This window comes from Pseudarthrobacter sp. RHLT1-30-1 (genome assembly GCF_059383415.1).
In genome coordinates, this window is the sequence record NZ_JBWZCG010000012.1 from 56,130 (window position 1) to 78,381 (window position 22,252).

The window sequence follows — 22,252 nt, forward strand, 5'->3', positions numbered from 1 at the left end:
TGTGGTGGTGGTGTCGACTTTTCAGGCATTGTGGAGTTCCTCCAGCGTCCAGGCCAGAACGAGTATGTCGGGACCTGACAGGGGCTTCAGGCCGTAAATGAAGGCGTCCAGGTCCCATGCCTCGGCGCAGCCTCCGTTTGCCCAGAAGCCGAGCGAGAGATCCAGCAGGGTGAAGCTTCCGTCGTCCAGACCGTTCCTGGCCGCCCGGCGCAGAACGTTGACGTCCATTGCTTCTTCCTCGCCGCGGGGAGAGAAGCGCCCTAACGGCGCTTTGCCTTCTCGCTCATGTCTGCATAGTCCCACCGGGACGTTTCCGGAACTAGGGCAGTTTTCCTATGGCTCCAGAGGACTGAGTCTCTGAGCCAGAACTCATCGGGCCACAAACGTCAGGGAGCTACAGCATCGCGTGCCGCCGCTCAATACTTTCGGGGACTGCCTATGGCTTCGGCTTGGTTGCGATTGCCCGGGTGGGTAGAGACAGTGTCTTGTGGTGAGGCTGACGCGTTTCTAGTATTGGGATATGGACGCCCGGTCCCGGGCCCGAGACCTTGTCGCAACCAGCGAGATGTCTTTGGACGAAATTTGGCTCTCCTATTTCAGCGTCGGCGGTAACGCCGGGCCCTTTGAGATGGAAGCCTTCATCTACGGTGTTGACGTGCTTGGTCAGATCGACCTGATGCTGCTTGAACGCGCACTGACTGCTGCTTGCCCGCCTGACGTCGCTGTCTAACTCAAGGGACGTTTTCCCGGCCCATAGGTAAATGTTCACGACGTTGTTGAGAGTCCAAGCCAGGACCCCGGCCCGTGACTTTTCGCTCCTAGGAGTGTCTGCCCATCGATGGTTTGTGTTCGGCAAAGGTCGCGGCACTTGGTCTGGCAAACTGACCTAATGGCCTTGAATCCGGATACTTGGGGAACTGTTGCTGACTGGGTCGGCGGTATCGGGACAACTCTGGCTTTCCTTGCCACGGCAGTGGTCATTTACCGGGACTCTAAGGTGCGTAGCGAAGCTCAGGCACGCAAGATCGCCTATTACTACCGTGAAGTGGATCGAGCGCCTGAAGACGTTCGAGGCAACTACACGAAGTGGTGGATGCACGAGGTCCACAATCTGAGTGATGAGCCGATCTACAGGGTCCAACACCATGAAATTCATGGTGATATTCGATTGCCGGTGCACCTCCGCTTCCGCGACGTATTGCTGCCAGGTCAGAGCTTCACGATCCAAGAGGAACGCTTCCCCTCCAAGAGCCGACGCGAGGTCCAGTTCCTCGACAACTCCGGTCGGGCGTGGATTCGAACGCTAAGAGGGGACCTGAAGGAGGTGTTGGTCAGCGGTGATGTGCGCCCCCTTCCTGGACGTCGTGTCCGTCTGTCTGTATTCGATACCGCAAGACTTTAATAGCTGATCCGCGGATCGTCCAGCCGCGGTGCAGCGTGTCTTGCCGCAACTGGGTTCGCCTTCCGTTTGAGGCGGTGTGGGGCACAATGAATCCATGTGCGGCAGATACGTGATGTCCAAGGCCACCGGGGATCTCCTCAGTCATTTCGAGGCCAGGGAGGTCGAGGGCAGCCCGCCGCCGCCGAGCTGGAACGTCGCTCCGACCCAGGACGTCCCCATCATCGCGGAGCGGCTGGACGAGGACTCCGTGGATCGCCGGCTGTTGATTGCCCGGTGGGGTCTGGTGCCGTCCTGGGCCAAGGACATCATGCGCCGTCGTCGGATGGCCAGGTTGCGCGGCACGTCACTCGGTCATTCCACAAATTGGCCACGAGTCAATCTACCTCGCAGGGGTTCCAGCCCGGTGTGTTCCTGAACCTCCGGAGATACGAAAGGGCTTATCGCAGATGAGGGTGTAGCCGGCGTCGGAACCCGGTGTTGAGCAGGGCGTGGGTGGTGTCGTTGGTGATGTTTCGGAAACCGAGGGCGGTGCGGCGAAGGAATACTTAGGACCGGGCGTACTTATCGGCCAGCTGGACCAAATCGAGGTCCTTGTAGCGAGGTTCGGTCACAATCGGGAATGTTGAATAAACGAGCTTGATGAATGGCTCCCACGTCAACGCCTTTGTCTGCTCTATGACGTGGTCCAGAGCCGCGATTTCGTCAACAGACAGCTTCTTCTCGATCATGGGCATCAAGGATATTCACCGACCACAGGGACTCCCAGCAATTCGGGACAGCCCCAAAGGCGGGAGCGCTGGCAGGATCTATGCGCAGCAATGTCTGGGAACTCCCGATGAACTGGCGCCTACTTGCACCCTGAGATTAAGCCACGTAAATGCCGCGGATAGCGTGAGACGGCGTTTGCGGGCCGCATTACTCACGGAGCACGCGACGGAGACCTTCTCGCTGCAAGTGTCCCGATGAAGGATCCCCAGCGGGACACCTCTGGGGCGTCGCTGACGTCGAAGCTGCGCTCGTTAACCGGTGCCTTTGCCGGAGCTCGCCCCACGGCGGAATCTGTACACACGACTTCGTCGGTGCAACACTGCGTCGATGAACATCTTCGAGTGGTGGCCTCTGGTCGATGCGGAAACACGCGGCTGGCTCATTGAGCACAACGGCGAGCCGCTGCCGCCGCATGTCATCGCCGACATCATGGCGACTACGGGCGGTGCGACCGATTCTGGGTGGTGGGCTGGCGAATCAGCAGACGGTCCCCAGCTTTCCGACGAGGCTGTGGATTGGATCGAGGCTGTCGCTAATGATGAGGAGCCGACAGCCGGCTGATATCTTCCGCCGCGTCCCGCTGAGCGTTCCTCTAACGGCCCGGCTTACGGGCTGTCCAGGATGCCCACTCGACGATCACGACGTGGTCTGGTGGAATCATGCCGACGAACATCGAAATCAAAGCGCGCGTGGAAAGTCTCGAAAAGTTGCTGCCGGTGGTGGCGTCTTTGGCAGAATCTGGGCCCGAGTTTGTCGCGCAGGACGATACCTTCTTTTCCTGCCCGAACGGCCGGCTCAAGCTTCGAGTTCTCGACGGGAACCACGGCGTGCTGATCTACTACCGCAGGGCAGACGAATCCGGCCCGAAGCCTTCGTTCTATGTCCATTCAGAAACTTCGGACCCGGATGGACTCCGGTCAGTCCTGACGGATGCCTACGGGGAAGTGGGGCGTGTCCGAAAGCACCGCACCGTGTTTGGCATCGGTCAGACCAGGGTCCATCTCGACCTCGTCGACGGATTGGGCGAGTTCTTGGAACTGGAGGTCGCCGTCGGAGACACGCTGGAGCCTGACGCTGCGGTGTCAGAAGCGCACCGGCTCCTCGCAGCGTTCGTAATTGAGGACGGCGCGCTCGTAAAGGGTGCCTACTTGGACCTCCTCGACGCCGCCAGCGCCACACAAGTCCGGTGAGGGATTCATACCGGGCTGAGTGTGCCAGTCAGGTGTTCGTCGTTATGGCGGCCATGATTGGCAAGCGAGATGACTATGGTGCCTTGGCGTTCAGTACTCCACGAGACCTGTGGTGAGCTCACGTTCAAGCGCCCATGTTTCCGCGGACCAGTTCTCTGGGAGACCAAAACAGTGCGCCATAATCAATCGAACGCCAACTTCCTCGGCGTCGAAGCTTGAGCTGTAGTCGGTGATGGGAAGCGTTATGCTCCAGCGGTAGTACTGACTCCTCAACGGTTTCGAGGCCCCCCACAACCGCAGCATTCTCGCCGTTACACTCAGTTCAGTATCCGGGTCTACCGGCTCAACCATCTCGGCGCGAAGGCACTCTACGTAGTCTCCGAGGCCTATGCCGAAACTGACATCGAAGAACTCCAGCGCGCTCGACCACTCCTGCCACATAGTCCGTTGCCACGCACCCGGAAACTCCTCACCGAACTCGTAAGTAACCCGCTCCGACGTTCCAAACGTGCCGATCTCACCGTTCAGCACGCGGACGGCATCCACCAAAATGTGAATGATTGTGCCAACACTCCCTTCATGAGGTTCACCGGGGAAAGGGTTGGCCCTTACCGATGCCTCAGCCGCCAGAAGTGAGTCTAGGATCCTGATATATTTGCCGGCTTTCACGCGCTTCATGTACTTCCTGTAAACGGCATCATCAAGCACCTGGGGGACCGCTTCATCCGTCATGGCTCCATGGCTCCAAGGCTACTGCCCCTTCTGCCCCCGCATGCGGGCGCCCGACGGTTGATCGTGTCAGGATGGCGGCCGCCGGCCAATTGGATTCCGCTGAACGTGTGCCCTGTAGCCTTACGCACATGTCCAATCAAAGCTAAGGGTGGAGGGATGGCGACTTGAGTAGAACCGTGGCAGAGATCTGTCAAGATTTGAGGGCAAAGTTCCCTGAGGGTGCCCCGGCTGAGCGGGTCGTCCGGTCTCAGGGGTTTGATTACCTCACTCGCCACTGGACTGACCGGTGGCCGCGTCGGCTCCCCATCCCCGCCGCCCTCAGCGGACCGGAGAGGGTTCGTGTCAGCCGTTCCGAACTTTTCGCCATGGCAGCAGAAGCGTCGTCCATTGAATCGGTGCTGAGTCTTTACGTATCCGTGTGCGCGCGGGGTACAGGAACCAAGGCGCAGAGGGTTGCGCGGGTTGTCAAGCCACTCCACGAGGATGGCGCACTCGATGCCCTGCAGCGTTCGCTTCAGGCGGCCCGATCAGTGGATCCCGTCGAGGCTTATCGTCGACTCAACTTGAGGGACGAGGATCGCATCAAGGGCTTCGGGCCTGCCTTCTTCACAAAGTGGCTCTACTTCGCCGCGTACGACGATCCGGAACGGCACGAGCGGCGCCCTCCGCTTATTCTTGACGCCAGGGTGGCCAAAGCACTTGGCTGGCCACTTGTGTCTGGACGCTGGCCATCGAGCGCCTATGCGGAATACCTGGAGACGGCGACTGAGATCAACGCGGCTTGGTCCCCGTCCAGTTCTCGTCATGTTATTGAGTACGCACTGTTCAAGATCGGCGGTGACTGACGCGGGGCGGCAAACCGAGGACGACGCCCTACAGCATGAGCGCGGTCACGGTTGGATTCGAAGGTCAGCCGCTCGCCCGTCACTGGGAGAACCATGACAGGCCAGCTACCGAAGCACGCATCGGACCCAAATGGTAACTGTCCCGGAAATGCCAAAGGCCCAACGATGCTCAATCGTCAGGCCTCAGGGTAAAACTATGAACGGAGAACCTGTCCCCGCCTTCTCCAGTAGTCTACGGACATGCCCTCACCCCCGCAACCGCAGCCCCACGTGCCGGACTGGGAAGTTTTTCGCGGATACATCTCGCCCCCTCGTCTTGGCCCGTACCTCGACGCGGCGGGCGGCAACCGGAAACAAGCGATCCAGCTCTACCACTAGAACATTGGACTGTCAGGGGCAGTGTATGAATCCTTGCATTTCTTTGAAGTCGTTCTCCGAAACGCCATAGACGCCCAGCTGAGCGCCTGGAACGCGACACAGAATAGTCCTTCCGGAGGAACACACGACCCGGACTGGCTTACCGATCCGTCGCAGCTGCTCTTCAAGCTCACCCAGCAGGGTAAAGACATCAAAGAAGCCACAGGGCGCGCACAGAAGGCAACCAGGACGCGCACGGAACGCATGGGACACGCCGACATTCTGGCGCAGATGAGCTTTGGCACATGGAAGTTTCTCCTACCGGACCAGACACCAGGGCGGATGTTGCTGTGGAAAGATGCCTTAGTTTTAGCCTTCCCTCACAACTCAAGGCCTGAGAAGGCCATAACGAAGGACGTCGCGGGCATACACCTCTTGCGCAACCGGGTCGCCCACCTTGAACCTTTGCTCAATACTCCCTCAGTCCATGTGCAGTATCTGAGCATGAGGAGAGTCCTGGCGGCCATTCATCCGTTGATGGAACAGAGATTCGTCTCAACCCAGAGGATTACCGCCCACATCTCGCAAAGACCTGGGCGAACTCCATAGTGAGGACTAAGTATGTCAACCTGACTCCGGACCACTGAGACGGCCTGATCCAGGACCGACTGCCGTTCCCCATACGGAACGGCAAACCGCCATTTTAAGCTGCGACTTAACCGCCATTCCGGGCTAACAGTCATATCATTGCGAGCTGGGGTCCCTCAGCGTCCCGTAAGACCCGTTCGGTGAGTTGACCGGTGAGGGGGCACTATATGAGACACTATTTTCCATGTCTAAAATACTGGTCGGCTACGCGCGCGTGTCCACCGAGGCGCAAGACCTCACTGCGCAGCGTGATGCCCTCGCCGCCCTTGGCGTTGAGCCTGAACGAATCTATGTTGACCACGGCTTTACTGGCACAAACAAGAACCGCGCCGGACTTCGCGGAGCCCTGGCCGCGTGCCGGGCGGGGGATACCTTCGTCGTCACAAAACTTGACCGCCTGGCCCGTTCCGTCCGGGATGCCCACGAAATTGCAGTTGACCTCGCTAACCGCGAAATCAAACTCAGCATTGGTGGATCCGTCCACGACCCCGTTGACCCTATGGGCAAACTGCTCTTCAACGTGTTGGCGATGATCTCCGAGTTCGAAGCCGACCTCATCCGCATGCGCACCCGTGAAGGAATGAAGGTTGCCAAGGCCAAGGGCCGGCTACGAGGGAAACAACCGAAACTCACCGTCAAACAGGAAAACCACCTCCTCGAACTACACGCCGCGGGGGAACACAGCAAGGCAGAGCTGGCCGAGCTGTTTAGCGTCGGTCGCTCCACTGTCTACCGTGCAATTGAACGCGGGCAACGCAGGGCGGCCGAACAAATACGCCCCTGAGAATCATTGTGCATAGGAGTACTGCACGAGAGCTGCGAATCGTGCAGGGAAGTACTGAAAATTCAACGTTCAATGCTGGCCTGTACAAACCGGGAAACACGCGGGACGCTGTGCAGGCGAGTAGTGCAAATGACACTCGCGGCGAAAATTGTGGGTTAACGGCCCATCCGGCCGGCTCCACAGACGCAACATCAGGAGTGCAAGATCGCTGGAAAATTTGGGTCTACAAGGACAAATCCGGCGGGTTCCGCTTCCGGCTCAAGGCTTCCAACGGCGAAGTAATCGCTTCCTCGCAGAGCTACAAATCGAAGGCCAGCGCCATGGGCGGGGTCGAATCGGTCAAGAAAAACGCAACCGGCGACGTCGTCGACCTCACGGAGGAGGCGCCGGGCAGCATCACCGGTGCCGCCGGCTAGGCTCTGCTCCGTCCACGGATGCTACTCCAGCGCGAAGGTCCGTTTGTAGTGCTTTACCGCGTTGTTGACGGTGGGGAAGAAATGGTCCTGGCCGAACCGGCTGCTGACTCCGAACCGGATCAGCCGGTCCTTGATGGGTCCCTTCATCTCGGCGAAGACGAGGCTGATGCCGCGTTTCGCCAGTTCGTCGTCGAGCGCCACGAGGTCGTCCAGCGCGGTGGTGTCCAGGCCGGTGATGGCCTCGGATGCCACGATCACCCAGCGCACCGGTCCGGGCGCGTTGGCCACGAGGGTCCTGATGTGGTCGGTGAAGACGGCGCCGTTGGCGAAGAACAGCGGGGCATCGAAGCGTGCGATCACCAGCCCCGGGATGCGATGGCCCTCGGGGTGCCGGGTCAGGTCGTGGTAGCCGGGAACGTATTCGACGCTGCCAAGTTCGGTGCGGTAGGGGTCGAGGGCGCGGATCACAAACGCGATCAGGGAGAGCCCGATGGCGACCACGATGCCTTCGAGCACGCCCACAAAGGCGACCCCCAGGAAGGTAGCGACCAGCAGGGCGGCCTCGGTCCGGCTCATCCTGAGCAGCCGGAAGAGCGTCTTCACGTCCAGGATCGACGCCGCGGCAACCATCACCACGCCGGCCAGTACGCTGGAGGGCAGGTAGGAGGTCACGCCGGGCGCGAGGAGCATAAAGGCCACGACGAGGATGGCGGCCACGGCGCCGCCCACCGGGCTCTTGGCGCCGGCTTCGAGGGCGATTGGCGTCCGCGAGGTGCTCCCGGAAATCGGAAAGCCGCCAAAGAGCCCGGCGGCCACGTTCGCCGCCCCGAGGGCGCCCATTTCCTGGTTCCCGTCCACCCGTACACCCTGCCGGGCCGCGAGGCTCTTGGAGAGAACGGACGTATCGGCAAAGGCAATCAGGGCGATGCCGGCGGCCGGGCCGATCAGCGCGAGGACGTCGTCGAAGCTGATACCGCCGAGGGCGGGCCCCGGCAGCCCGCGGGGCAAGGCGCCGACCGTGGGAAGCGCCGCGGTGAGGTTCAGGACGGCCGTCAGGGCCGTGGCTGCCACGACGGCGATCAGCACGCCGGGGAGCCTCCACGGCAGGAAACGGCAGGCCACGATCACCGCGATGGTGCCGGCACCGAACAGCAACGCGATTGGATTGGTCGCGCCCTGGGCCACCGCCTGTGCGGCGCCGCCGGCACCGGTGATCAGTGAGCCGCCCGTGGCCGGGAAGCCAAGCAGTTTGGGCAACTGGCTGAGCATGATCGCAAGGGCAATTCCGTTGAGGTAGCCCACCCGGATCGGTTTGGACAGCAGACCGGTGACGAAACCCAGCCTGAACACCCTGCCGGCCAGGAGCAGCCCACCGATCATCAGGGCCAATACGCCCGCCAGTGCCACCGCCTGATCCGGATCCTTGCCGGCGAGAGGCAGGATGGCGGCGGCGATCATCGGGGCAAGGCTGGAATCCGGGCCGACGATCAGGACCCTGGACGGACCGAACACCGCGTAAACGAGCAACGGGATGATCGAGGCGTAAAGGCCCGTGACTGCCGGCAGCCCGGCCGCTTCGGCATACGCCATGCCCGCAGGAATCAGGAAGGCGCTGAGCGCGGCGCCGGCGGCCAGGTCGGATTTCAGCCAGGAACGCTGGTAGACCCGCAGCATCCCCAGGCCGGGCGGGAGTTTCAGGACCCGCCTTCCCTGCACGGTGGCACCGGGCTACGCGGCAGGGGACGCGGAACCGCCAGCCGCCGGAGCGTCCTGGCCGTACTCCGCGGAAATGAGGATGGGAAGGTGGTCTGAGGCGCCACGCGGCAGGGTTTCAACACTCTCGATGTTCAGGCCTTGTGAAGTGGCGAAGTCGAAATGACCCTTGAACACCTTGTATCGGGTATAGGTGCGGCGGTCGCTGAGCGTCAGGTCGTAGCCGGCGTCCTTCATCTGTTCGGTGAGGTACCTGGTGAAGAACGGATAGTTGAAGTCACCGACCATCAGGGACATCAGGCCGCCGCTCATGCTCAGCAGTTCGGCGTGCGCAGCGTGGATCTGGTTCCGGCGCAGCGAGTTCGACGCCGTGAGCGGGGCCGCGTGGAAGGAAGCGATGACCAGGTCATGGTCGGTTTCCCTGTCCACCACCCGGGTACCGATGAGCCGCTCATGGGCGGGGGAAAGGATGTGGTCATGCAGCGACTTCTTGAGGGCGAATGTCTTTGTTTCGTAGGCCGTGAACCGGTCCATACGGTAGTAGATCGCGAGGCCCAGCCGGTTGCCCTTGGTGGCGTCGGCAAGGTGCAGATCGCCAATCGTGTCCGGAAGGTCGTTGGTGTCGCACTCCTGCAGGCACAGGGCATCAATCTCAAAATCACGTGCCAGGTCCACCAGTTCACCGCTGGCATGGTGCTTTCGCAGGTTGTAGCTGATGACTCGAATCAGGGGAGCACCTCTTTGGTGGGTAGTCGTGGAACGTCTGTTTCCGAGTCTACCCAGTCCGGCGAATCCGGTGGAAACCGAACCTGAATCTTCCGGCGGGTCCGGCGGGGAGTGCGGAATCAGTGCGCTGCCCCGGACGTTGCTCCGATATTGCGCGTCCCCGTTGCCGACGTTGGTGTCCACCTCCAGGTCCTCGATGCCGTCCACCACCTCGCCGCCCTCCACGAGGGCCGGCCCGAACGAGAGCGTGTTCCAGACGCCGTCGGCCAGGCGCTGGGCTGCCGTGGTGCCGGTCTCGTCATAGACCGTGACGGTGCCGTCCCGGTAGAAGGCGAGGCCCTGGCGGGCGCCTTCATCCCGGTAGACGAGGCCGTTGCGGATCACGATCCCGGTGTCGCGGAAACCGTAGTATCCGCCATTGATGGCGAAGACGGCGCTGTGCTCCGCCGCGGTGGCGGAGGTGGTTTCCGTGATGTTCTCGCCAAAGCTGTTGTTGGCAAAGGCAGACTGCAGCACGGTGGCGTCGGTGAGCACGACGTCGGCCACGTAGTAGGTGACTGAGTTGTCCCCCGCTGCCGGTGACGACGGTGGAGATGCTGATGGTGGAATCGTCGGAGCTGTACGAGGAGTCCGTGGCTGCGCCGCGGAGTCCGTCCAGGAATCCGCAGCCGACTCCGTGCCGGCGGGGGTGCCGGACGTCATGCCAGACGTCAGTCCCGGGCTGGCTTCGTAGGCTGCGACGTCGGAAAGCTGGACACGTTCAAAGACGAACCGGTCCAGCGCCCAAGCACTGGCGCCTCCCGCCGAGAGCGTCAGGGCCAGGGTGGCGGCCGGTACGGCGCGCCGCACGCGGCCGCCTTTCTTCGAAGGGGCGGGGTTGTGGGAAGTCATGGACTATTTCAAGTGCCGGACTTATACGGGCCATGAGGCCAGGCACAGCAGGAGCTATGAAAGCGATAGTGTGTTCAGGAATCAACAGCTACGCGAAGGGGCGGACCTTGACTGCTGAACTACCGGTGCTTGCCGAGGGCGACTTCTACTACCAGGATCTGGGCGGCGGGCGTTTCCGCTCCACCATCCACGCCCAGGGCGCCTGGAACGTGCACGAGCAGCATATGGCCCCCGCTTCAGGCATCATGGCCGACTGCCTGGCCCGGCATGAGCCACGCGAGGACATGCGGATGGCCCGCCTCAGCTACGAGATCCTCGGCTTGATTCCCGGCGGCGAATTCGAGGTCGTCACCAGCACACTCCGGCCCGGCCGGACGATCGAGCTGGTCCAGGCCGAGCTGGTCGCCGCCGGCCGCACCGCGATCCGCGCCACCGCCTGGCGGATGATCACCTCCGACACCTCGGCGATCGCCGCCTTTGAGGATCCGCGGATTCCCGCACCCGAGGACTGCGAACCGTACGACGCCGCCAGCATCTGGCCGGGCGGCTACATCGCGTCCCTGGAAATGAAGATCGCCGAAGGGCATCGGGCCGGTTCCGGCACCGTCTGGCTGCATACCGACCATCCCCTGACGGACCAAAAGGACAGCAGCGACCTCGCCCGGCTGGTCGGCCTGGTCGATACCGCCAACGGGATCGCCGCCCGCGTCCCGCCGGGCAAGGGCAGCTACTCGTTCCCCAACCTTGACCTGCAGATCCACATGTACCGGAAACCCGAAGGGGAGTGGCTTGGGCTGGACAACGAGGTCTCTTTCGGCACCGACGGGATCGGCCTGACCTCGACCGTGCTGCACGACCTCCAGGGCCCGTTCGGCCGGGCCGAGCAGATCCTGACGCTCCGACAGGCCTAGCGCTCAGCCGGCCGGGCAGGCGGAACCGGCCCGGCCCTCCTCGCGGAAGTCGGACTAGTGGAAAACGAGCCAGCCGACCACGGTGGCCAGGCCGGTCAGTACGGCGCCCCAGGCGATATCCGCCAGCACGATGGCGAGCGGCCAGTTCTTCAGGGTTGAGGCATTGGTGAGGTCGTAGGTGGCGTAGGCGAACGTCCCCAGCGCGGCGCCGTAACCGAGCGCGGTGAGCCAGCTGCCGCCGTCGAGCGCGGGCTGGAGGGCGAAGAAGACGATCCCCGCGATGTACAAAACGTAGAAGACGACGGCGTACCCTAGATTGGGTTTGTCCGCCATGAGGTGGCCCAGATGGCTCCGGTAGAACTTGCTCATCGACTTGAGCCAGACGGAGTCGATGACGGCGAACGCGGCGGCTACGACGAGGAACTGCAAGATGACCATAAGGGAGCATAACAAGATGCCGGAGGCCGCGGTCGCACCCCGGACGCTGACGATTTTCCGGCAGGAGGAATCCCTCGGCGCGGCAGCGGACCTGGACCTCGCCCTTGAACTGCTGCGGAAGGTCAAGACCGGCGAGGCCGGCCCCATGCTCCGGTTCTACCGCCCGGCTCCCACCGTGGCCTTCGGCCAGCGGGACACGCACCTGCCGGGCTTCGAGGCCGCAGCCCAAGCCTGCCGCGAGCTGGGCTTCGAGCCGCTGGTCCGCAAGGCCGGCGGACGGGCCGCCGCGTATCACGAGGGGACCCTGGTGATCGATCATCTGGAACCGGACGCGGATGCGATCGCCGGGTCCAAGGGGCGGTTCTCCTTCTTCGGTGAACTGCTGGCCCACGCGTTGCGGACCGCCGGCGTCGACGCCGCCGTGGGGGAGATCCCCGGTGAGTACTGCCCCGGGGAATTCAGCGTCCACGGCCAGGACCCGGAGTTTCCGCAGCGCCAGCTCAAACTCATCGGCACCGCCCAGCGCGTGGTGGCGGGTGGCTGGCTGTTCAGTTCGGTCATCGTGGTGGAGAACTCGGCGCCGATCCGTGCGGTGCTCGAAGCCAGCTACGCGGCCCTCGGTTTGGACTGGGACCCCGCCACGGCGGGCGCCGTTGACGACCTCGTCCCGCAGTTGGACGTCGACGCCGTGGAGGCCGCCGTGATCGCGACCTACGCCCGCTACGCCACCCTCGACTACGGTGACTTCGGCAGCCTGCTCGGCTGAGAACGGCGGTGCCCTGGAGCCTGGCCCTGGAGCCCTGGAGCCCTGGAGCCCTTGGGTGCCTCAGTGGGTGCGTCCGTACCACGCGTGCCCATGGTGCCCACCTAACGGGCAGCAGGGGCCGTTCTGAGCGTTCAGAACGGCCCCTGCTGCGAGCTGCTTTGGCGTGGCTAGTGGCCCCGGGTGATCCATTCCTCCAGCTGCGGCGCCTCGGCGCCGATAGTGGTCGGGTCGCCGTGACCGGTCCGCACCACGGTGTCCGCCGGGAGCGTCAACAGCCGGGATTTGATGGACCCGATGATGGTGGGGAAGTCGCTGTAGGACCGTCCCGTGGCGCCCGGCCCGCCCTGGAACAGGGTGTCCCCGCTGAAGACGGTGCCCTCGGCGGGCAGCGAGAAGCACATGGAGCCGGGGGAATGCCCCGGGGTGTGCAGGGCCACAAGCTGCGCGCCGGCGATCTCGAAGGTGTCCCCGTCCTCGACCGCATGGTCCGGTTCGGTCCCCGGGAAGACACTCTCCCAGAGCATCCAGTCTTCGCGGTTGAGGTGGACCGGGGCGTTGACCCGTCCGCGGAACTCGCCGACGGCGGCGATGTGGTCATCGTGGCCGTGCGTCAGCAGAATCGCGGTGACCTTGCGGCCGGCGACGGCGGCCTCGACCGCGGCGGCGTCGTGTGCCGGGTCGATCACGATGCATTCCGCGTCGTTGCCGACAATCCAGACATTGTTGTCAACATCCCAGGTGCCGCCGTCGAGCGAGAAGGTACCGGAGGTGACCAGCCGGTCGATCCTGAGCCCGTCCCCGGATGCGCCGCTCACAGTTCCACTACCGAGCGCAGCACCGAACCGGTGTGCATCTTGTCGAAGGCTTCCTCGATCTGGTCGATCGTGATCCGCTCGGTGACGAAGGCGTCCAGGTCCAGCTTGCCCTGCCGGTAGAGGTCGATCAGCATGGGGAAGTCGCGCGAGGGCAGGCAGTCGCCGTACCACGAGGACTTGAGCGAGCCGCCGCGGCCGAACACGTCCAGCAGCGGCAGTTCCAGCGTCATCTCGGGGCTGGGAACGCCGACCAGGACGACGGTGCCGGCGAGGTCGCGGGCGTAGAACGCCTGCTTGTACGTTTCGGGACGTCCGACGGCGTCGATCACGACGTCGGCGCCGAAACCGCCGGTCAGCTCGCGGATGGCCTCGACCGGATCGACGGCGGAGGAGTCCACCGTGTGGGTGGCGCCGAGGTCCTTGGCCCGTTCGAGCTTCTTCGGGTCGATGTCGACGGCGATGACGGTCGTGGCGCCGGCGAGCGCGGCGCCGGCGACCGCAGCCACACCCACTCCGCCGCAGCCGATCACGGCGACGGAGTCGCCGCGCTTGACGTTTCCGGTGTTGATGGCGGCACCGATGCCTGCCATCACGCCGCAGCCGAGCAGGCCGATCGCGGCCGGGTCGGCCTCGGGGTCAACCTTGGTGCACTGGCCGGCGGCAACGAGGGTCTTCTCCGCGAAGGCGCCGATGCCCAGGGCCGGCGAGAGTTCGGTGCCGTCCTCGAGGGTCATCTTCTGGGTGGCGTTGTGGGTGTTGAAGCAGTATTGCGGCTGGCCGCGGCGGCAGGCCCGGCATTCGCCGCAGACGGCGCGCCAGTTCAACACCACGCGGTCGCCGGGGGCCACCTCGGTGACATCCGGACCCACAGCGGACACAACACCGGTGGCCTCGTGGCCGAGCAGGAACGGGAAATCGTCATTGATGGCGCCCTGCTTGTAGTGCAGGTCCGTGTGGCAGACGCCGCAGGTGAGGATGTCCACGAGGGCCTCGCCCGGTCCGGGATCCGGGACCAGGATGGTCTCCAGGGTGACGGGTGCGCCCTTGGAGCGGGCAATGACGCCTTTGACTTTATGGACCATGGAATTAGCTCCTCTGCTCATGTCGCGGTTCGTGCCGCGAAACTCGTTGTCTCAAGACTTTGTTGCCACAAATTCTGCCGCACAACTACTGCCGCAGAACGCGGTGCGGCGCGGCCCCCGGGGAGGCCGCGCCGTCGTCGTCATTGCATCATTTTGGTGAAAGGAACGGCGGTTACGCCGCGAGGCGGCTCTTGACTTCGGCCGCGGAGGGGTTGGTGGCTGCGGTGCCGTCCGGGAACAGCACGGTGGGAACGGTGCGGTTACCTCCGTTGAGCTTCTCCACGAGATCTGCGGTACCTTCAACTTCTTCGATGTTGATCTCGGTGTACCCGATGCCCTGGGCGTCCAGCTGCTTCTTCAGGCGGTTGCAGTAGCCGCACCAGGTGGTCGAAAACATGGTGATGGTGCCGGATTCGGGGGTGAAATCCACGAAGTTCTCCTCAAAGCTGGTTGGCGGCGCTGCGTGGCAGCGCCCGTTGCCGACAAAAGTCGTACGTTACTCCCAATAACCGTAACCCGCAGGCCGCTATTCCCGCACAGTGTGGGGCTGCTACCCGCGGATGACCTTCTCGCCCTCATCGACGGGGACCTCGAAGGCGGCAAGGAAGTTGTCCAGATACACCGCTCCGACTGGGGCAGAGTTGGGTCCCGGGCTGAGCCGGCGCAGCGCGAGGCGCCGCAGGAGTTCCTCCCGGGGCACGTCCAGATACACGAGTTGCCAGGCGGCCCCGTGGGCGGTGATGAGCGCCTTGTACTCCTCGCGCCGCTGCCGGGACCAGAAGGACAGATCGACGACGACGTCCCGCGCGTCGGCTATCAGCTCCGTCAGTCGGATCCGGAGCTGCCGTTCCACCTCCACGGTGAAGTCAAAGTACTCCGGGGTGCCGAAGCGTGCCGCCAGCTCCTGGTCCTGGCGCCACATCTCCTCGTCCACGGAGAGGCGGATGTGCCCGGTGTGCTCGAGCGTCCTCGCATACGTTGTCTTGCCCGCTCCCGGCAGACCGCACATCAGGACCACCGTTGATGTCTTTGCCATGCCCGGAGTCTAAGGGATGGCAGACAATGGGTGGCTGGCGCTGGACGGATACCAGGGTTGGACGGGCTGTTCTGGTTTTGCCGGATCACAGGTCCCGGATGACACGGATTGGGCGCGGTGGCATGCTGGTGCCATGTGTGGACGTTACGTGATGGCCCGGGCCGTCGGGGACCTGCTGGCCGAGTTCGACGCCGGACTCGAGGAGGAGGTCGCTATTCCGCCGTCCTGGAATGTGGCCCCGACCGCGGATGTGCCGATCCTGCTGGAGCGGCTGGTGGACGGGAAACCGGTCCGGCAGCTGCACATTGCCCGCTGGGGGCTGGTGCCCTCTTGGGCCAAGGACCCGGGGATTGGCTCGAAGATGATCAATGCCCGCAGCGAGAGTGTGCTGGAGAAGCCGGCCTTCCGGAAGGCGACCCGCGCCCGGCGGTGTGCCGTCCCCGCGGACGGCTACTACGAGTGGAAGGGTGAGGGCCGCGGCAAGCAGCCCTACTATGTGCACCCGAAAGACGGCCACCCGATTGTCTTCGCCGGACTCTACGAGTGGTGGAAGGACCACTCCAAGGCGGAGGATGACCCGGAGCGCTGGCTGCTTTCGACGTCGATCATGACCACCGACTCGCCGCCTGAGGGCTACGCCGGGGGAATGCTGGCCGAACTCACGGCCCTGCACGACCGGGTTCCGCTGCCGATGGACCGGACGACCATGCAGGCGTGGCTGGACCCGCAGGCCGAGGATGCCGCCGGACTGGTGGACCTGGTCCGCGCCGGCGCGCACGACGTCGCGGAGGGCTGGACGATCGACGCCGTCGGCACCGCCGTCGGGAACGTCAGGAATGACTCCCCGGAACTCATCCAGCCGGTGGGGAGCCTGTTCTAACTCGGCCCCGGCGGGGGCCGCGCGGTGCCGCTGCGGGACCCGGCGGCGCACGTAGAGTGACCGGATGAAGCGTGCGGTACTACTTGGCGGCACCGGAGTCCTCGGCCGCGCCATCGCATGCAGACCCCGATGCCCCCACTGCCCGTCAGACCGCGCAAACGGTCGCACGGCACCTCGGTCATTACTGGGATGAAGTGTTGCTCGACGGCACCGCCCCCGAGGGCCTTGGCGATCACCCGTGGGACTTCCGGCCGCCGATCGTTTTGAGTACCGCGGCCTCGCTCGAACTGGGCTACGAACCGGTCGGCAGCAATGCCGAAACGATTCCGGAACAGATCGACTGGCTCCTGGCCACTGCCGCATCCGGGGCCGACCCGGTGGCGCACGACAGGTTTTTCAGGCAATTCCTCGACTACCGGCTGGAAGACACCTTCGTCCATCCGTGACTGCAGGCCGCATCAGCGGCCAGCAGGTCATAAGTCAGGTGCGACCCTGAGTTCGTAGCTCACGCACACCGGCTCGATTAGCGTGCCGCCGTGTGCTCCAAGTCACGTTAGCGGCGAGTACGAGGACCCCAATAGGGCCGTTGTGCCCTGGGTCGCAACGGCGTTCGTTGCTTCCGCGGGGGCATGGGCCCGGGACGGAGGCGGGCTACTTCGCTGCAGCAGTTTCCAGTGCGGCCGCGTTGATTGCGGCGGTTCGGCGAATCTCTTGGACGGTGGCTATCTGCGGGGCGAGTTCCTGCATGCGGGTCGTCAGGTATTTGTCCAGGACGCTGTCGACGGCGGTGTGAAAGGTGGTCCTGTCCCGGCAGACCGCGTCGGTGACCGCGATTCTGAACTCCTCCTGGCCGCCCGCAGCTCTTCCTGCGGCTGCTGCCTGCTGCGGGTTTGCGTAGGAGGAATACGGGGTTTCTTCCATGCAGGAGGCCCAGGCCTTGACGGCTGCGGCAATTCCGGAGTCGCCGGCGGCGGACAGGCTTGCTGGGAAGAACGAGTTGTAGGCGATGCCGGTCGCGAGCATGTAGTTTTCAGCGCTTCCGTAGATCCTCGTCATGGCTTCGCCGTGGCACCCGCCGGAGGTGGTCCCCATGCCTTCAGCCGTGGTCATTGCAGCGGTGTCCCCGGGTCCGGTGAGTGCCCTGGTGAACGCCGGATCGGCGAAGAGTTCCCCCTCTGCGGACTCGGGAGCCGGCTCGCGGAGTCCGTGCGGCCCTGCGCCGGCGTAGCCGCTGGTTCTGGCGGCGTCGATCGTGAGCCGTTTGAATCCGATGGCTTCGTTGAGGTCCAGGGCCAGGTCCGGATTGGGCGGCGTGTAGTCGAAGCCGGCCTTGGCCATGCAGAGCCGGACGGCTTCCTGCCTGCCCTTTTCGGCGATCGGATCGGCCGTGGCGTAGGACTCCGCCTGGCGGATGATCCCCGGGACGGGCTCCGGGGACGCGGTGACCGACGCGGCCGGAATGGCTGCGGCGGCGAGGGCGGCGCCGGTGCCGACGATTAGGACGGCAGCGCCGAAGAACTTCTTATTCATAGTGGCTCCTGAGGTTGTTTCGGGCACTGCGGTGGCCGACCTTCCCTGTGCGCGAAGGCCTCGATAGATGAACGGCGTTACCGGGGCTAGTTGAGTACCTTGTTTTCGTAGGCGAAAGCGACGAGCTGGATCCGGTTTTTCAGCTTGAGTTTCGCCAGGATGCTGCCCACGTGGGACTTCACCGTCGCCTCGCTCAGCACGAGGGAGGCCGCGATTTCCGCGTTGCCCAGTCCTTTGGCGGTCAGCAAGAACACATCGCGTTCGCGCCCCGACAGGTCTGCCAGCACGGCGTCGTTCCCGGTTGACGGAGTGGTGTAGTCGCGCAGCAGTTCGTTGGTGATGGCAGGGGCGATGACCGAGTGGCCCGAGTGGACCGTCCGGATGGCGGCCAGCAGGAAGTCGGGAGTGGTGTCCTTGGTCAGGAAGCCGGCGGCGCCGGCCTGGATGGCCCGGACGACGGCTTCGTCATGCTGGATGGTGGTCAGCACAATGATCTTGGTGGCGGCCCCGCCGGGCGATTCCAGGATGGTCCTCGTGGCTGTGATTCCGTCCAGGACGGGCATCCGAATGTCCATCAGCAGCACATCGGGCCGTGTCTCCCGCACAAGGCGGACGGCATCCTCGCCGTTGACGGCCTCGCCGACCAGATCCATATCCGGCTGGCTGCGCAGGATCATCTTGAGTCCGGCACTGAACAGGGGCTGGTCGTCGGCCAGGGCAAGCCGGATGGGTGCGGCGGTCATGCCTTCGCTCCTTCCAGGACGCGGAGGCCGGGTCCTGTCGGTCCAGCAGCTGCAGGCTGGTCGGGACGTGCCGAGGGGAGGAACGCCAGCACTTCGAAGTTCCCCGCGCCCTGGATCGTTTCGACCCAGCCACCCGCGGCGGCGGCCCGGGCATTCATTCCCGCAATCCCGCGGCCCGACGGCGACTGCGACGCCGACGCTGCCTGGCAGGTGAGCGACGAGCTGACACGGAGCTCCAGGGACGTTGCTGTCCACAGCAGGCGCAGGTGCGCGCCCTGGCTCCGGTTGCCGTGCTTGAAGGCATTTGTCAGGCTCTCCTGCGCCAGCCGGTAGACCGTCAGGTGCTGCGTGGGGGTCAGGTCCCACGGTTGTCCCGCCATTTCCACCACTACGGGCATACCGCTGGAGCCCAGTCGTTTGGCAAGAATTTCCAGATCCTCAACCCTTTGGGCCGGCTGGTCGGTGAGCTCGGTGGAGAATCCCTCGATCAGCCTGCGCGTTTCGACCAGCGCGGTCCGCGCGGAGTCGGCGATGACCCTGGACGCCTCCTCGACAGATTCCGGTTCTGCGCGGTGGATGAAGCGTATTCCGTCGGCCTGCGCCACGATGACCGTCAATGAATGGGCCAGGACGTCATGCAGCTCCCTGGCTATTCTGTTGCGTTCCTGTTCCACGGCAAGTTCGGTGGCCGTTTCCCGGAGCCGCGCTTCCGCCGCGAGCTGCGCCCGCCGGCTCCGCGAGACGTTGTTGACTGCCAGGGCGACGGCCCAGGCGGCGAGGTTCAGGGCGGCGAACGCCCCGAAGATCAGAAAGGCGTACGTGAGGGTCCGCAATAGTCCCCGGCCGTACAGCTGGTTGCCGAAAAGGAAGTTGATCCACGTGTGGTCCGTGAACCAGTTGACCGCGGTGATCCCGGCAAATGCGACAGCAGCAACGGGTGGAACCCACCGGTTCCGGGTTTTCCAGCCGACCACGGCGAAAAAGATGACCACGGGAACGGCAGCGTAGCTGAGCACGCCCGAGAGCAGGACCAACGGGAAAACCTTGACGCTCTGCAGGACCAAGGCAAGGAATACAAGCCCGAGTGCGGCCGCCGGCAGGCTTTCGGCCACAGCGATGCCCGTGAGGAGCGCCAGCAGCAGGGCGCTGTTCTGGTCGAAATGGCGCTGCTCCAGGACAAGGAGTGTCCCCAGGAGCAGCATGGCCGTTGCCGGTGCCGCGAGGAGCCGCAGATACGTGGTGGTCTTGAACATGCCTTCACCCTAAGCGGGCCCACACAGCATTTCGGGCCATTTCAATGGAGTTCACACCGGAGGATGACGAAGTTCCGCCGCATGGATGAGCCGCATGGATGAAGGGGCGGGAGACGAAGGCGCCCTGGGCACGGTTCGGAAAGCAGTTCGGGGTAGTGGTCCGCTGCGGCGGGGTCACCGGGGCCCGTTGCGAATGGTGGATCCAAACTGCCGCAGCAGATTGTTCCCGGCTCTCAATGCTGCCGGCGACACGGTATCGAGGCTAAGGAAACCGTGGACCAGGCCCGGATGCCGAACGTGGTGGACCGTGGTCCCGGCACTAATCAGCCGTTGGGCCAAAGCCTCACCCTCATCACGAAGCGGATCGTGTTCCGCAGTGGCTATGACAGTGGTTGGGAGGCCGCTGAACCTGGCATGCAATGGGCTCCACGCCTCGAGTTGTTCAGCATCCGTGTCCGGTACCCACTGCTGCAGCGACCACGCCAAGGCCCTGGCGTCCAGTCCCCATCCTGTCCCTTTCTGCCGAACGCTGGGCTGTGACAGTGTCAGGTCGGCATTGGGACAGACGAGCAGGAGCCCGCTGAGGTCAACGCCGTCCGCGACCAGCCGCTGGGCCGCCAGCAGGGCGATCAGGCCGCCGGCGCTGTCGCCGGCAAGGGAAAGGGAACGGGTGATTGGACCCAGGATGGCCGCTGGCCTGCGAGCCCATTTCAGCGCGGCGACAACATCGTCGATAGCCGCCGGCGCCGGATGCTCAGGCGCTCGCCGGTAGTGGACCGCCAGTACGGCGGCGTTGGCTTCCACGGCCAGGCGGCGGCACGTCCGGTCATGGGAATCGAGGTCCCCAAAAATGAAAGCCCCGCCATGGACGTAGATGATGAGGGGCAGCGTCTGCGCGCTGGGGCGGTAGAAACGCAATCCCACCGGGTTGTCGCCAGGCACCGAAATGTCCGCCACCTGCGGCAGGTCAGGGCCCATCGGCCGCACGCGTGCGGCACGCAGCTTCTTCACGTCCAACGGTGGGGCCTCGGCCGGTTGTGACCGGATCCCCGAGATCCACGTCGACAGCCCGTCATCGGCAAGGATCCCCTTCGCAGCGGCGGGATCCCGGTGAGCTCCCGGATCCCGGTGAGCGCTCAGAGCGTCACCGTACCGCCGCCGTCGACCCCCCAGCTGGGATTGAAGGCGACCTCCCACCGGTAGCCGTCAGGGTCGGCGAAGTACCCGGTGTAGCCGCCCCAGGACTGGGTCTTCGGTGCCGCGATGATGGCCGCTCCGGCCGACTCGGCCTCCGCCATCACCCGGTCGACTTCGGCCGCGCTGCCCACGTTGTGGCTCAGCGTGACGCTCGGACTGCCGGTCGGCGGATTGGTGGCGGCTTCGGCCTGCATCTGCCCGGCATCCCAGAGTGTCAGGACGAGGCCGTGATTGGCCTGGATGAACAGGACTTCGCCGCGGACTTCCCGGTGGACGGGCCAGCCCAGGCCATCCACGTAGAAACTCCGGGAGGCGTCGACGCTGCGGACCCCCAGCGAAATTAAATCGACTCGTGGCTGCATCTTTCGATACTGTCATGGACATGTCCACAAATCACCAAGACGAAAAAGCTGCCAAGGCCGACCGGGACCAGCTCGCCGCCGTGCGGGTGGCCGTTGACGAGGTGGACGAGCAGATCGTGTCGCTGATCGGCCGCCGCGAGCGCCTGATCAGGATCGCCGGAACCCTGAAGGCGGACAGCGCCGAGGTCCGGGCCCCCGGCCGCGTGGAGCGGGTCCTTGAACATGTCCGCGCCACTGCGGAACAGAAGGACATCGACGTCGACCTCGTGGAGAAGACCTACCGGGCGATGATCGACGCGTTCATTACGCTCGAACTGGAAGTCTACAAAGCCAGCTCCTAGGCCCCGGGCAAAGCCAGCTCTGGGGCCGGAGCCCTAGAGTGCTTCCTCCACCGGCACGTTCGCCTGGTAGTCGCGTCCGTCGCAGTCGCTGAACGCCGTCATGAGATGTCCCTTGGCCAGGCCCATGACGGTGCTGATCGGAAAATGCCCGGTGATGGTGTTGCCGGAGTGATCGATGCCCTTGAGGTCAAAGTTCTCCTCCGTGCCGTCGTGGCTGAAGCAGTAGAAGGACACGGCCTCCCCGTTCATGAACTCGATCCCCATTCGTCGCTGGTGGGAATGATCCGGGGTTGAGGCCAGAAGCCCCACCACGTAGGCGCCCTGGCCGGGGATATTTCCGTCTATATCGAACTTCGCCACCAGGGACGTGTCCTCGGCGGCGATGCTGACGTGCTTGAGAAGTGCGTTATGGGAGCTCATGGCTCA

The 22,252-nt window shown here is 64.2% G+C and carries 30 protein-coding genes and 1 pseudogene; 14 read left to right on the forward strand and 17 right to left on the reverse strand.

The features are described 5' to 3' along the window. Positions 1-21: 21 nt before the first annotated feature. A complete protein-coding gene (locus tag AC50YM_RS10620; protein WP_494956914.1) occupies positions 22-228 on the reverse strand; it encodes a hypothetical protein in 207 nt (68 codons plus the stop codon). A 292-nt stretch (positions 229-520) separates the two neighbouring features. On the opposite strand from AC50YM_RS10620, the gene AC50YM_RS10625 reads away from it, so the two are divergent. The 3 genes from AC50YM_RS10625 to AC50YM_RS10635 all read left to right on the forward strand — a co-directional run bounded on the left by AC50YM_RS10625 (position 521) and on the right by AC50YM_RS10635 (position 1,817). Further along, positions 521-730 (forward strand): hypothetical protein, encoded by a 210-nt coding sequence (locus AC50YM_RS10625; protein ID WP_494956915.1) that lies wholly within the window; start codon positions 521-523, stop codon positions 728-730. Positions 731-889: 159 nt separating this feature from the next. After that, positions 890-1,402 (forward strand): hypothetical protein, encoded by a 513-nt coding sequence (locus AC50YM_RS10630; RefSeq protein WP_494956916.1) that lies wholly within the window; start codon positions 890-892, stop codon positions 1,400-1,402. A gap of 94 nt (positions 1,403-1,496) precedes the next feature. Next, entirely contained in the window at positions 1,497-1,817 is a 321-nt protein-coding gene (locus AC50YM_RS10635; protein WP_494956917.1) for an SOS response-associated peptidase family protein, read from the forward strand. A 130-nt stretch (positions 1,818-1,947) separates the two neighbouring features. Here AC50YM_RS10635 and AC50YM_RS10640 read toward each other — a convergent pair whose 3' ends face one another. Next, positions 1,948-2,130, reverse strand: coding sequence for a hypothetical protein (locus tag AC50YM_RS10640; RefSeq protein WP_494956918.1), 183 nt, complete (start codon positions 2,128-2,130; stop codon positions 1,948-1,950). Between the two features lie 367 nt (positions 2,131-2,497). Between AC50YM_RS10640 and AC50YM_RS10645 the strand changes: the two genes are divergently transcribed. Both AC50YM_RS10645 and AC50YM_RS10650 read left to right on the forward strand, forming a co-directional pair. Next, positions 2,498-2,731: a hypothetical protein gene (locus AC50YM_RS10645; RefSeq protein WP_494956919.1), complete on the forward strand. Its 234-nt coding sequence runs from the start codon at positions 2,498-2,500 to the stop codon at positions 2,729-2,731. 98 nt (positions 2,732-2,829) lie between these two features. Continuing rightward, a complete protein-coding gene (locus tag AC50YM_RS10650) occupies positions 2,830-3,360 on the forward strand; it encodes a class IV adenylate cyclase (protein ID WP_494956920.1) in 531 nt (176 codons plus the stop codon). 90 nt (positions 3,361-3,450) lie between these two features. Here the strand turns inward: AC50YM_RS10650 and AC50YM_RS10655 are convergent, their stop codons facing one another. After that, entirely contained in the window at positions 3,451-4,092 is a 642-nt protein-coding gene (locus AC50YM_RS10655; RefSeq protein ID WP_494956921.1) for a hypothetical protein, read from the reverse strand. 176 nt (positions 4,093-4,268) lie between these two features. Here AC50YM_RS10655 and AC50YM_RS10660 point away from each other — a divergent pair, with 176 nt between their 5' ends. From AC50YM_RS10660 to AC50YM_RS10675, 4 genes are all read left to right on the forward strand, one after another. Next, positions 4,269-4,937 (forward strand): 8-oxoguanine DNA glycosylase OGG fold protein, encoded by a 669-nt coding sequence (locus AC50YM_RS10660; protein ID WP_494956922.1) that lies wholly within the window; start codon positions 4,269-4,271, stop codon positions 4,935-4,937. Between the two features lie 411 nt (positions 4,938-5,348). Further along, positions 5,349-5,903, forward strand: a complete 555-nt coding sequence (locus AC50YM_RS10665) for a hypothetical protein (protein WP_494956923.1) — start codon at positions 5,349-5,351, stop codon at positions 5,901-5,903. 223 nt (positions 5,904-6,126) lie between these two features. Further along, on the forward strand, positions 6,127-6,726 hold the full coding sequence (locus AC50YM_RS10670; RefSeq protein WP_494956924.1) for a recombinase family protein: 600 nt from the start codon (positions 6,127-6,129) through the stop codon (positions 6,724-6,726). A gap of 197 nt (positions 6,727-6,923) precedes the next feature. Next, the gene (locus AC50YM_RS10675; RefSeq protein ID WP_494956925.1) at positions 6,924-7,142 is read left to right on the forward strand and encodes a YegP family protein; all 219 of its coding nucleotides are present in this window, start codon (positions 6,924-6,926) and stop codon (positions 7,140-7,142) included. 21 nt (positions 7,143-7,163) lie between these two features. On the opposite strand, the gene AC50YM_RS10680 is transcribed toward AC50YM_RS10675, so the two are convergent. From AC50YM_RS10680 to AC50YM_RS10690, 3 genes and pseudogenes are all read right to left on the reverse strand, one after another. After that, a complete protein-coding gene (locus AC50YM_RS10680; RefSeq protein WP_494956926.1) occupies positions 7,164-8,858 on the reverse strand; it encodes a SulP family inorganic anion transporter in 1,695 nt (564 codons plus the stop codon). 12 nt (positions 8,859-8,870) lie between these two features. Continuing rightward, complete coding sequence (locus AC50YM_RS10685) at positions 8,871-9,581, reverse strand: endonuclease/exonuclease/phosphatase family protein (protein ID WP_494956981.1); 711 nt, start codon at positions 9,579-9,581, stop codon at positions 8,871-8,873. Between the two features lie 204 nt (positions 9,582-9,785). Continuing rightward, a pseudogene (locus AC50YM_RS10690) lies at positions 9,786-10,472 on the reverse strand (phosphodiester glycosidase family protein); the annotation flags it as partial. A gap of 107 nt (positions 10,473-10,579) precedes the next feature. Between AC50YM_RS10690 and AC50YM_RS10695 the strand changes: the two are divergent. Continuing rightward, positions 10,580-11,383, forward strand: coding sequence for a thioesterase family protein (locus tag AC50YM_RS10695; protein ID WP_494956927.1), 804 nt, complete (start codon positions 10,580-10,582; stop codon positions 11,381-11,383). Between the two features lie 54 nt (positions 11,384-11,437). On the opposite strand, the gene AC50YM_RS10700 is transcribed toward AC50YM_RS10695, so the two are convergent. Next, positions 11,438-11,821 (reverse strand): DUF2177 family protein, encoded by a 384-nt coding sequence (locus AC50YM_RS10700; RefSeq protein ID WP_494956928.1) that lies wholly within the window; start codon positions 11,819-11,821, stop codon positions 11,438-11,440. Between AC50YM_RS10700 and AC50YM_RS10705 the strand changes: the two genes are divergently transcribed. Then, positions 11,814-12,587: a lipoate--protein ligase family protein gene (locus AC50YM_RS10705; RefSeq protein WP_494956929.1), complete on the forward strand. Its 774-nt coding sequence runs from the start codon at positions 11,814-11,816 to the stop codon at positions 12,585-12,587. The two genes, AC50YM_RS10700 and AC50YM_RS10705, sit on opposite strands and share 8 nt — an antisense overlap. Before the next feature lie 167 nt (positions 12,588-12,754). Here the strand turns inward: AC50YM_RS10705 and AC50YM_RS10710 are convergent, their stop codons facing one another. From AC50YM_RS10710 to AC50YM_RS10725, 4 genes are all read right to left on the reverse strand, one after another. Continuing rightward, the gene (locus AC50YM_RS10710; RefSeq protein WP_494956930.1) at positions 12,755-13,402 is read right to left on the reverse strand and encodes an MBL fold metallo-hydrolase; all 648 of its coding nucleotides are present in this window, start codon (positions 13,400-13,402) and stop codon (positions 12,755-12,757) included. Continuing rightward, a complete protein-coding gene (locus AC50YM_RS10715; RefSeq protein WP_494956931.1) occupies positions 13,399-14,484 on the reverse strand; it encodes an S-(hydroxymethyl)mycothiol dehydrogenase in 1,086 nt (361 codons plus the stop codon). Before AC50YM_RS10715 ends, AC50YM_RS10710 begins: the two co-directional genes overlap by 4 nt. 172 nt (positions 14,485-14,656) lie before the next feature. After that, positions 14,657-14,914, reverse strand: a complete 258-nt coding sequence (locus AC50YM_RS10720; RefSeq protein WP_024367105.1) for a mycoredoxin — start codon at positions 14,912-14,914, stop codon at positions 14,657-14,659. A 120-nt stretch (positions 14,915-15,034) separates the two neighbouring features. After that, the gene (locus tag AC50YM_RS10725) at positions 15,035-15,520 is read right to left on the reverse strand and encodes a P-loop nucleotide/nucleoside kinase family protein (protein WP_494956932.1); all 486 of its coding nucleotides are present in this window, start codon (positions 15,518-15,520) and stop codon (positions 15,035-15,037) included. 133 nt (positions 15,521-15,653) lie between these two features. On the opposite strand from AC50YM_RS10725, the gene AC50YM_RS10730 reads away from it, so the two are divergent. After that, positions 15,654-16,400, forward strand: a complete 747-nt coding sequence (locus tag AC50YM_RS10730) for an SOS response-associated peptidase (RefSeq protein ID WP_494956933.1) — start codon at positions 15,654-15,656, stop codon at positions 16,398-16,400. Between the two features lie 83 nt (positions 16,401-16,483). Beyond that, on the forward strand, positions 16,484-16,846 hold the full coding sequence (locus AC50YM_RS10735; RefSeq protein WP_494956934.1) for a hypothetical protein: 363 nt from the start codon (positions 16,484-16,486) through the stop codon (positions 16,844-16,846). A 205-nt stretch (positions 16,847-17,051) separates the two neighbouring features. On the opposite strand, the gene AC50YM_RS10740 is transcribed toward AC50YM_RS10735, so the two are convergent. From AC50YM_RS10740 to AC50YM_RS10760, 5 genes are all read right to left on the reverse strand, one after another. Continuing rightward, positions 17,052-17,930: a hypothetical protein gene (locus AC50YM_RS10740; RefSeq protein ID WP_494956935.1), complete on the reverse strand. Its 879-nt coding sequence runs from the start codon at positions 17,928-17,930 to the stop codon at positions 17,052-17,054. Positions 17,931-18,016: 86 nt separating this feature from the next. After that, positions 18,017-18,673 (reverse strand): response regulator, encoded by a 657-nt coding sequence (locus AC50YM_RS10745; protein WP_494956936.1) that lies wholly within the window; start codon positions 18,671-18,673, stop codon positions 18,017-18,019. Next, the gene (locus AC50YM_RS10750; RefSeq protein ID WP_494956937.1) at positions 18,670-19,926 is read right to left on the reverse strand and encodes a sensor histidine kinase; all 1,257 of its coding nucleotides are present in this window, start codon (positions 19,924-19,926) and stop codon (positions 18,670-18,672) included. The genes AC50YM_RS10745 and AC50YM_RS10750 overlap by 4 nt, the downstream gene beginning before the upstream one ends. Before the next feature lie 174 nt (positions 19,927-20,100). Then, positions 20,101-20,937, reverse strand: coding sequence for an alpha/beta hydrolase (locus tag AC50YM_RS10755; protein ID WP_494956938.1), 837 nt, complete (start codon positions 20,935-20,937; stop codon positions 20,101-20,103). 125 nt (positions 20,938-21,062) lie between these two features. Beyond that, positions 21,063-21,485, reverse strand: coding sequence for a VOC family protein (locus AC50YM_RS10760; RefSeq protein WP_494956939.1), 423 nt, complete (start codon positions 21,483-21,485; stop codon positions 21,063-21,065). A gap of 14 nt (positions 21,486-21,499) precedes the next feature. Here AC50YM_RS10760 and AC50YM_RS10765 point away from each other — a divergent pair, with 14 nt between their 5' ends. Continuing rightward, entirely contained in the window at positions 21,500-21,826 is a 327-nt protein-coding gene (locus AC50YM_RS10765) for a chorismate mutase (RefSeq protein ID WP_494956982.1), read from the forward strand. 33 nt (positions 21,827-21,859) lie between these two features. Here the strand turns inward: AC50YM_RS10765 and AC50YM_RS10770 are convergent, their stop codons facing one another. After that, positions 21,860-22,246: a hypothetical protein gene (locus AC50YM_RS10770; protein ID WP_494956940.1), complete on the reverse strand. Its 387-nt coding sequence runs from the start codon at positions 22,244-22,246 to the stop codon at positions 21,860-21,862. Between the last annotated feature and the right edge of the window lie 6 nt (positions 22,247-22,252).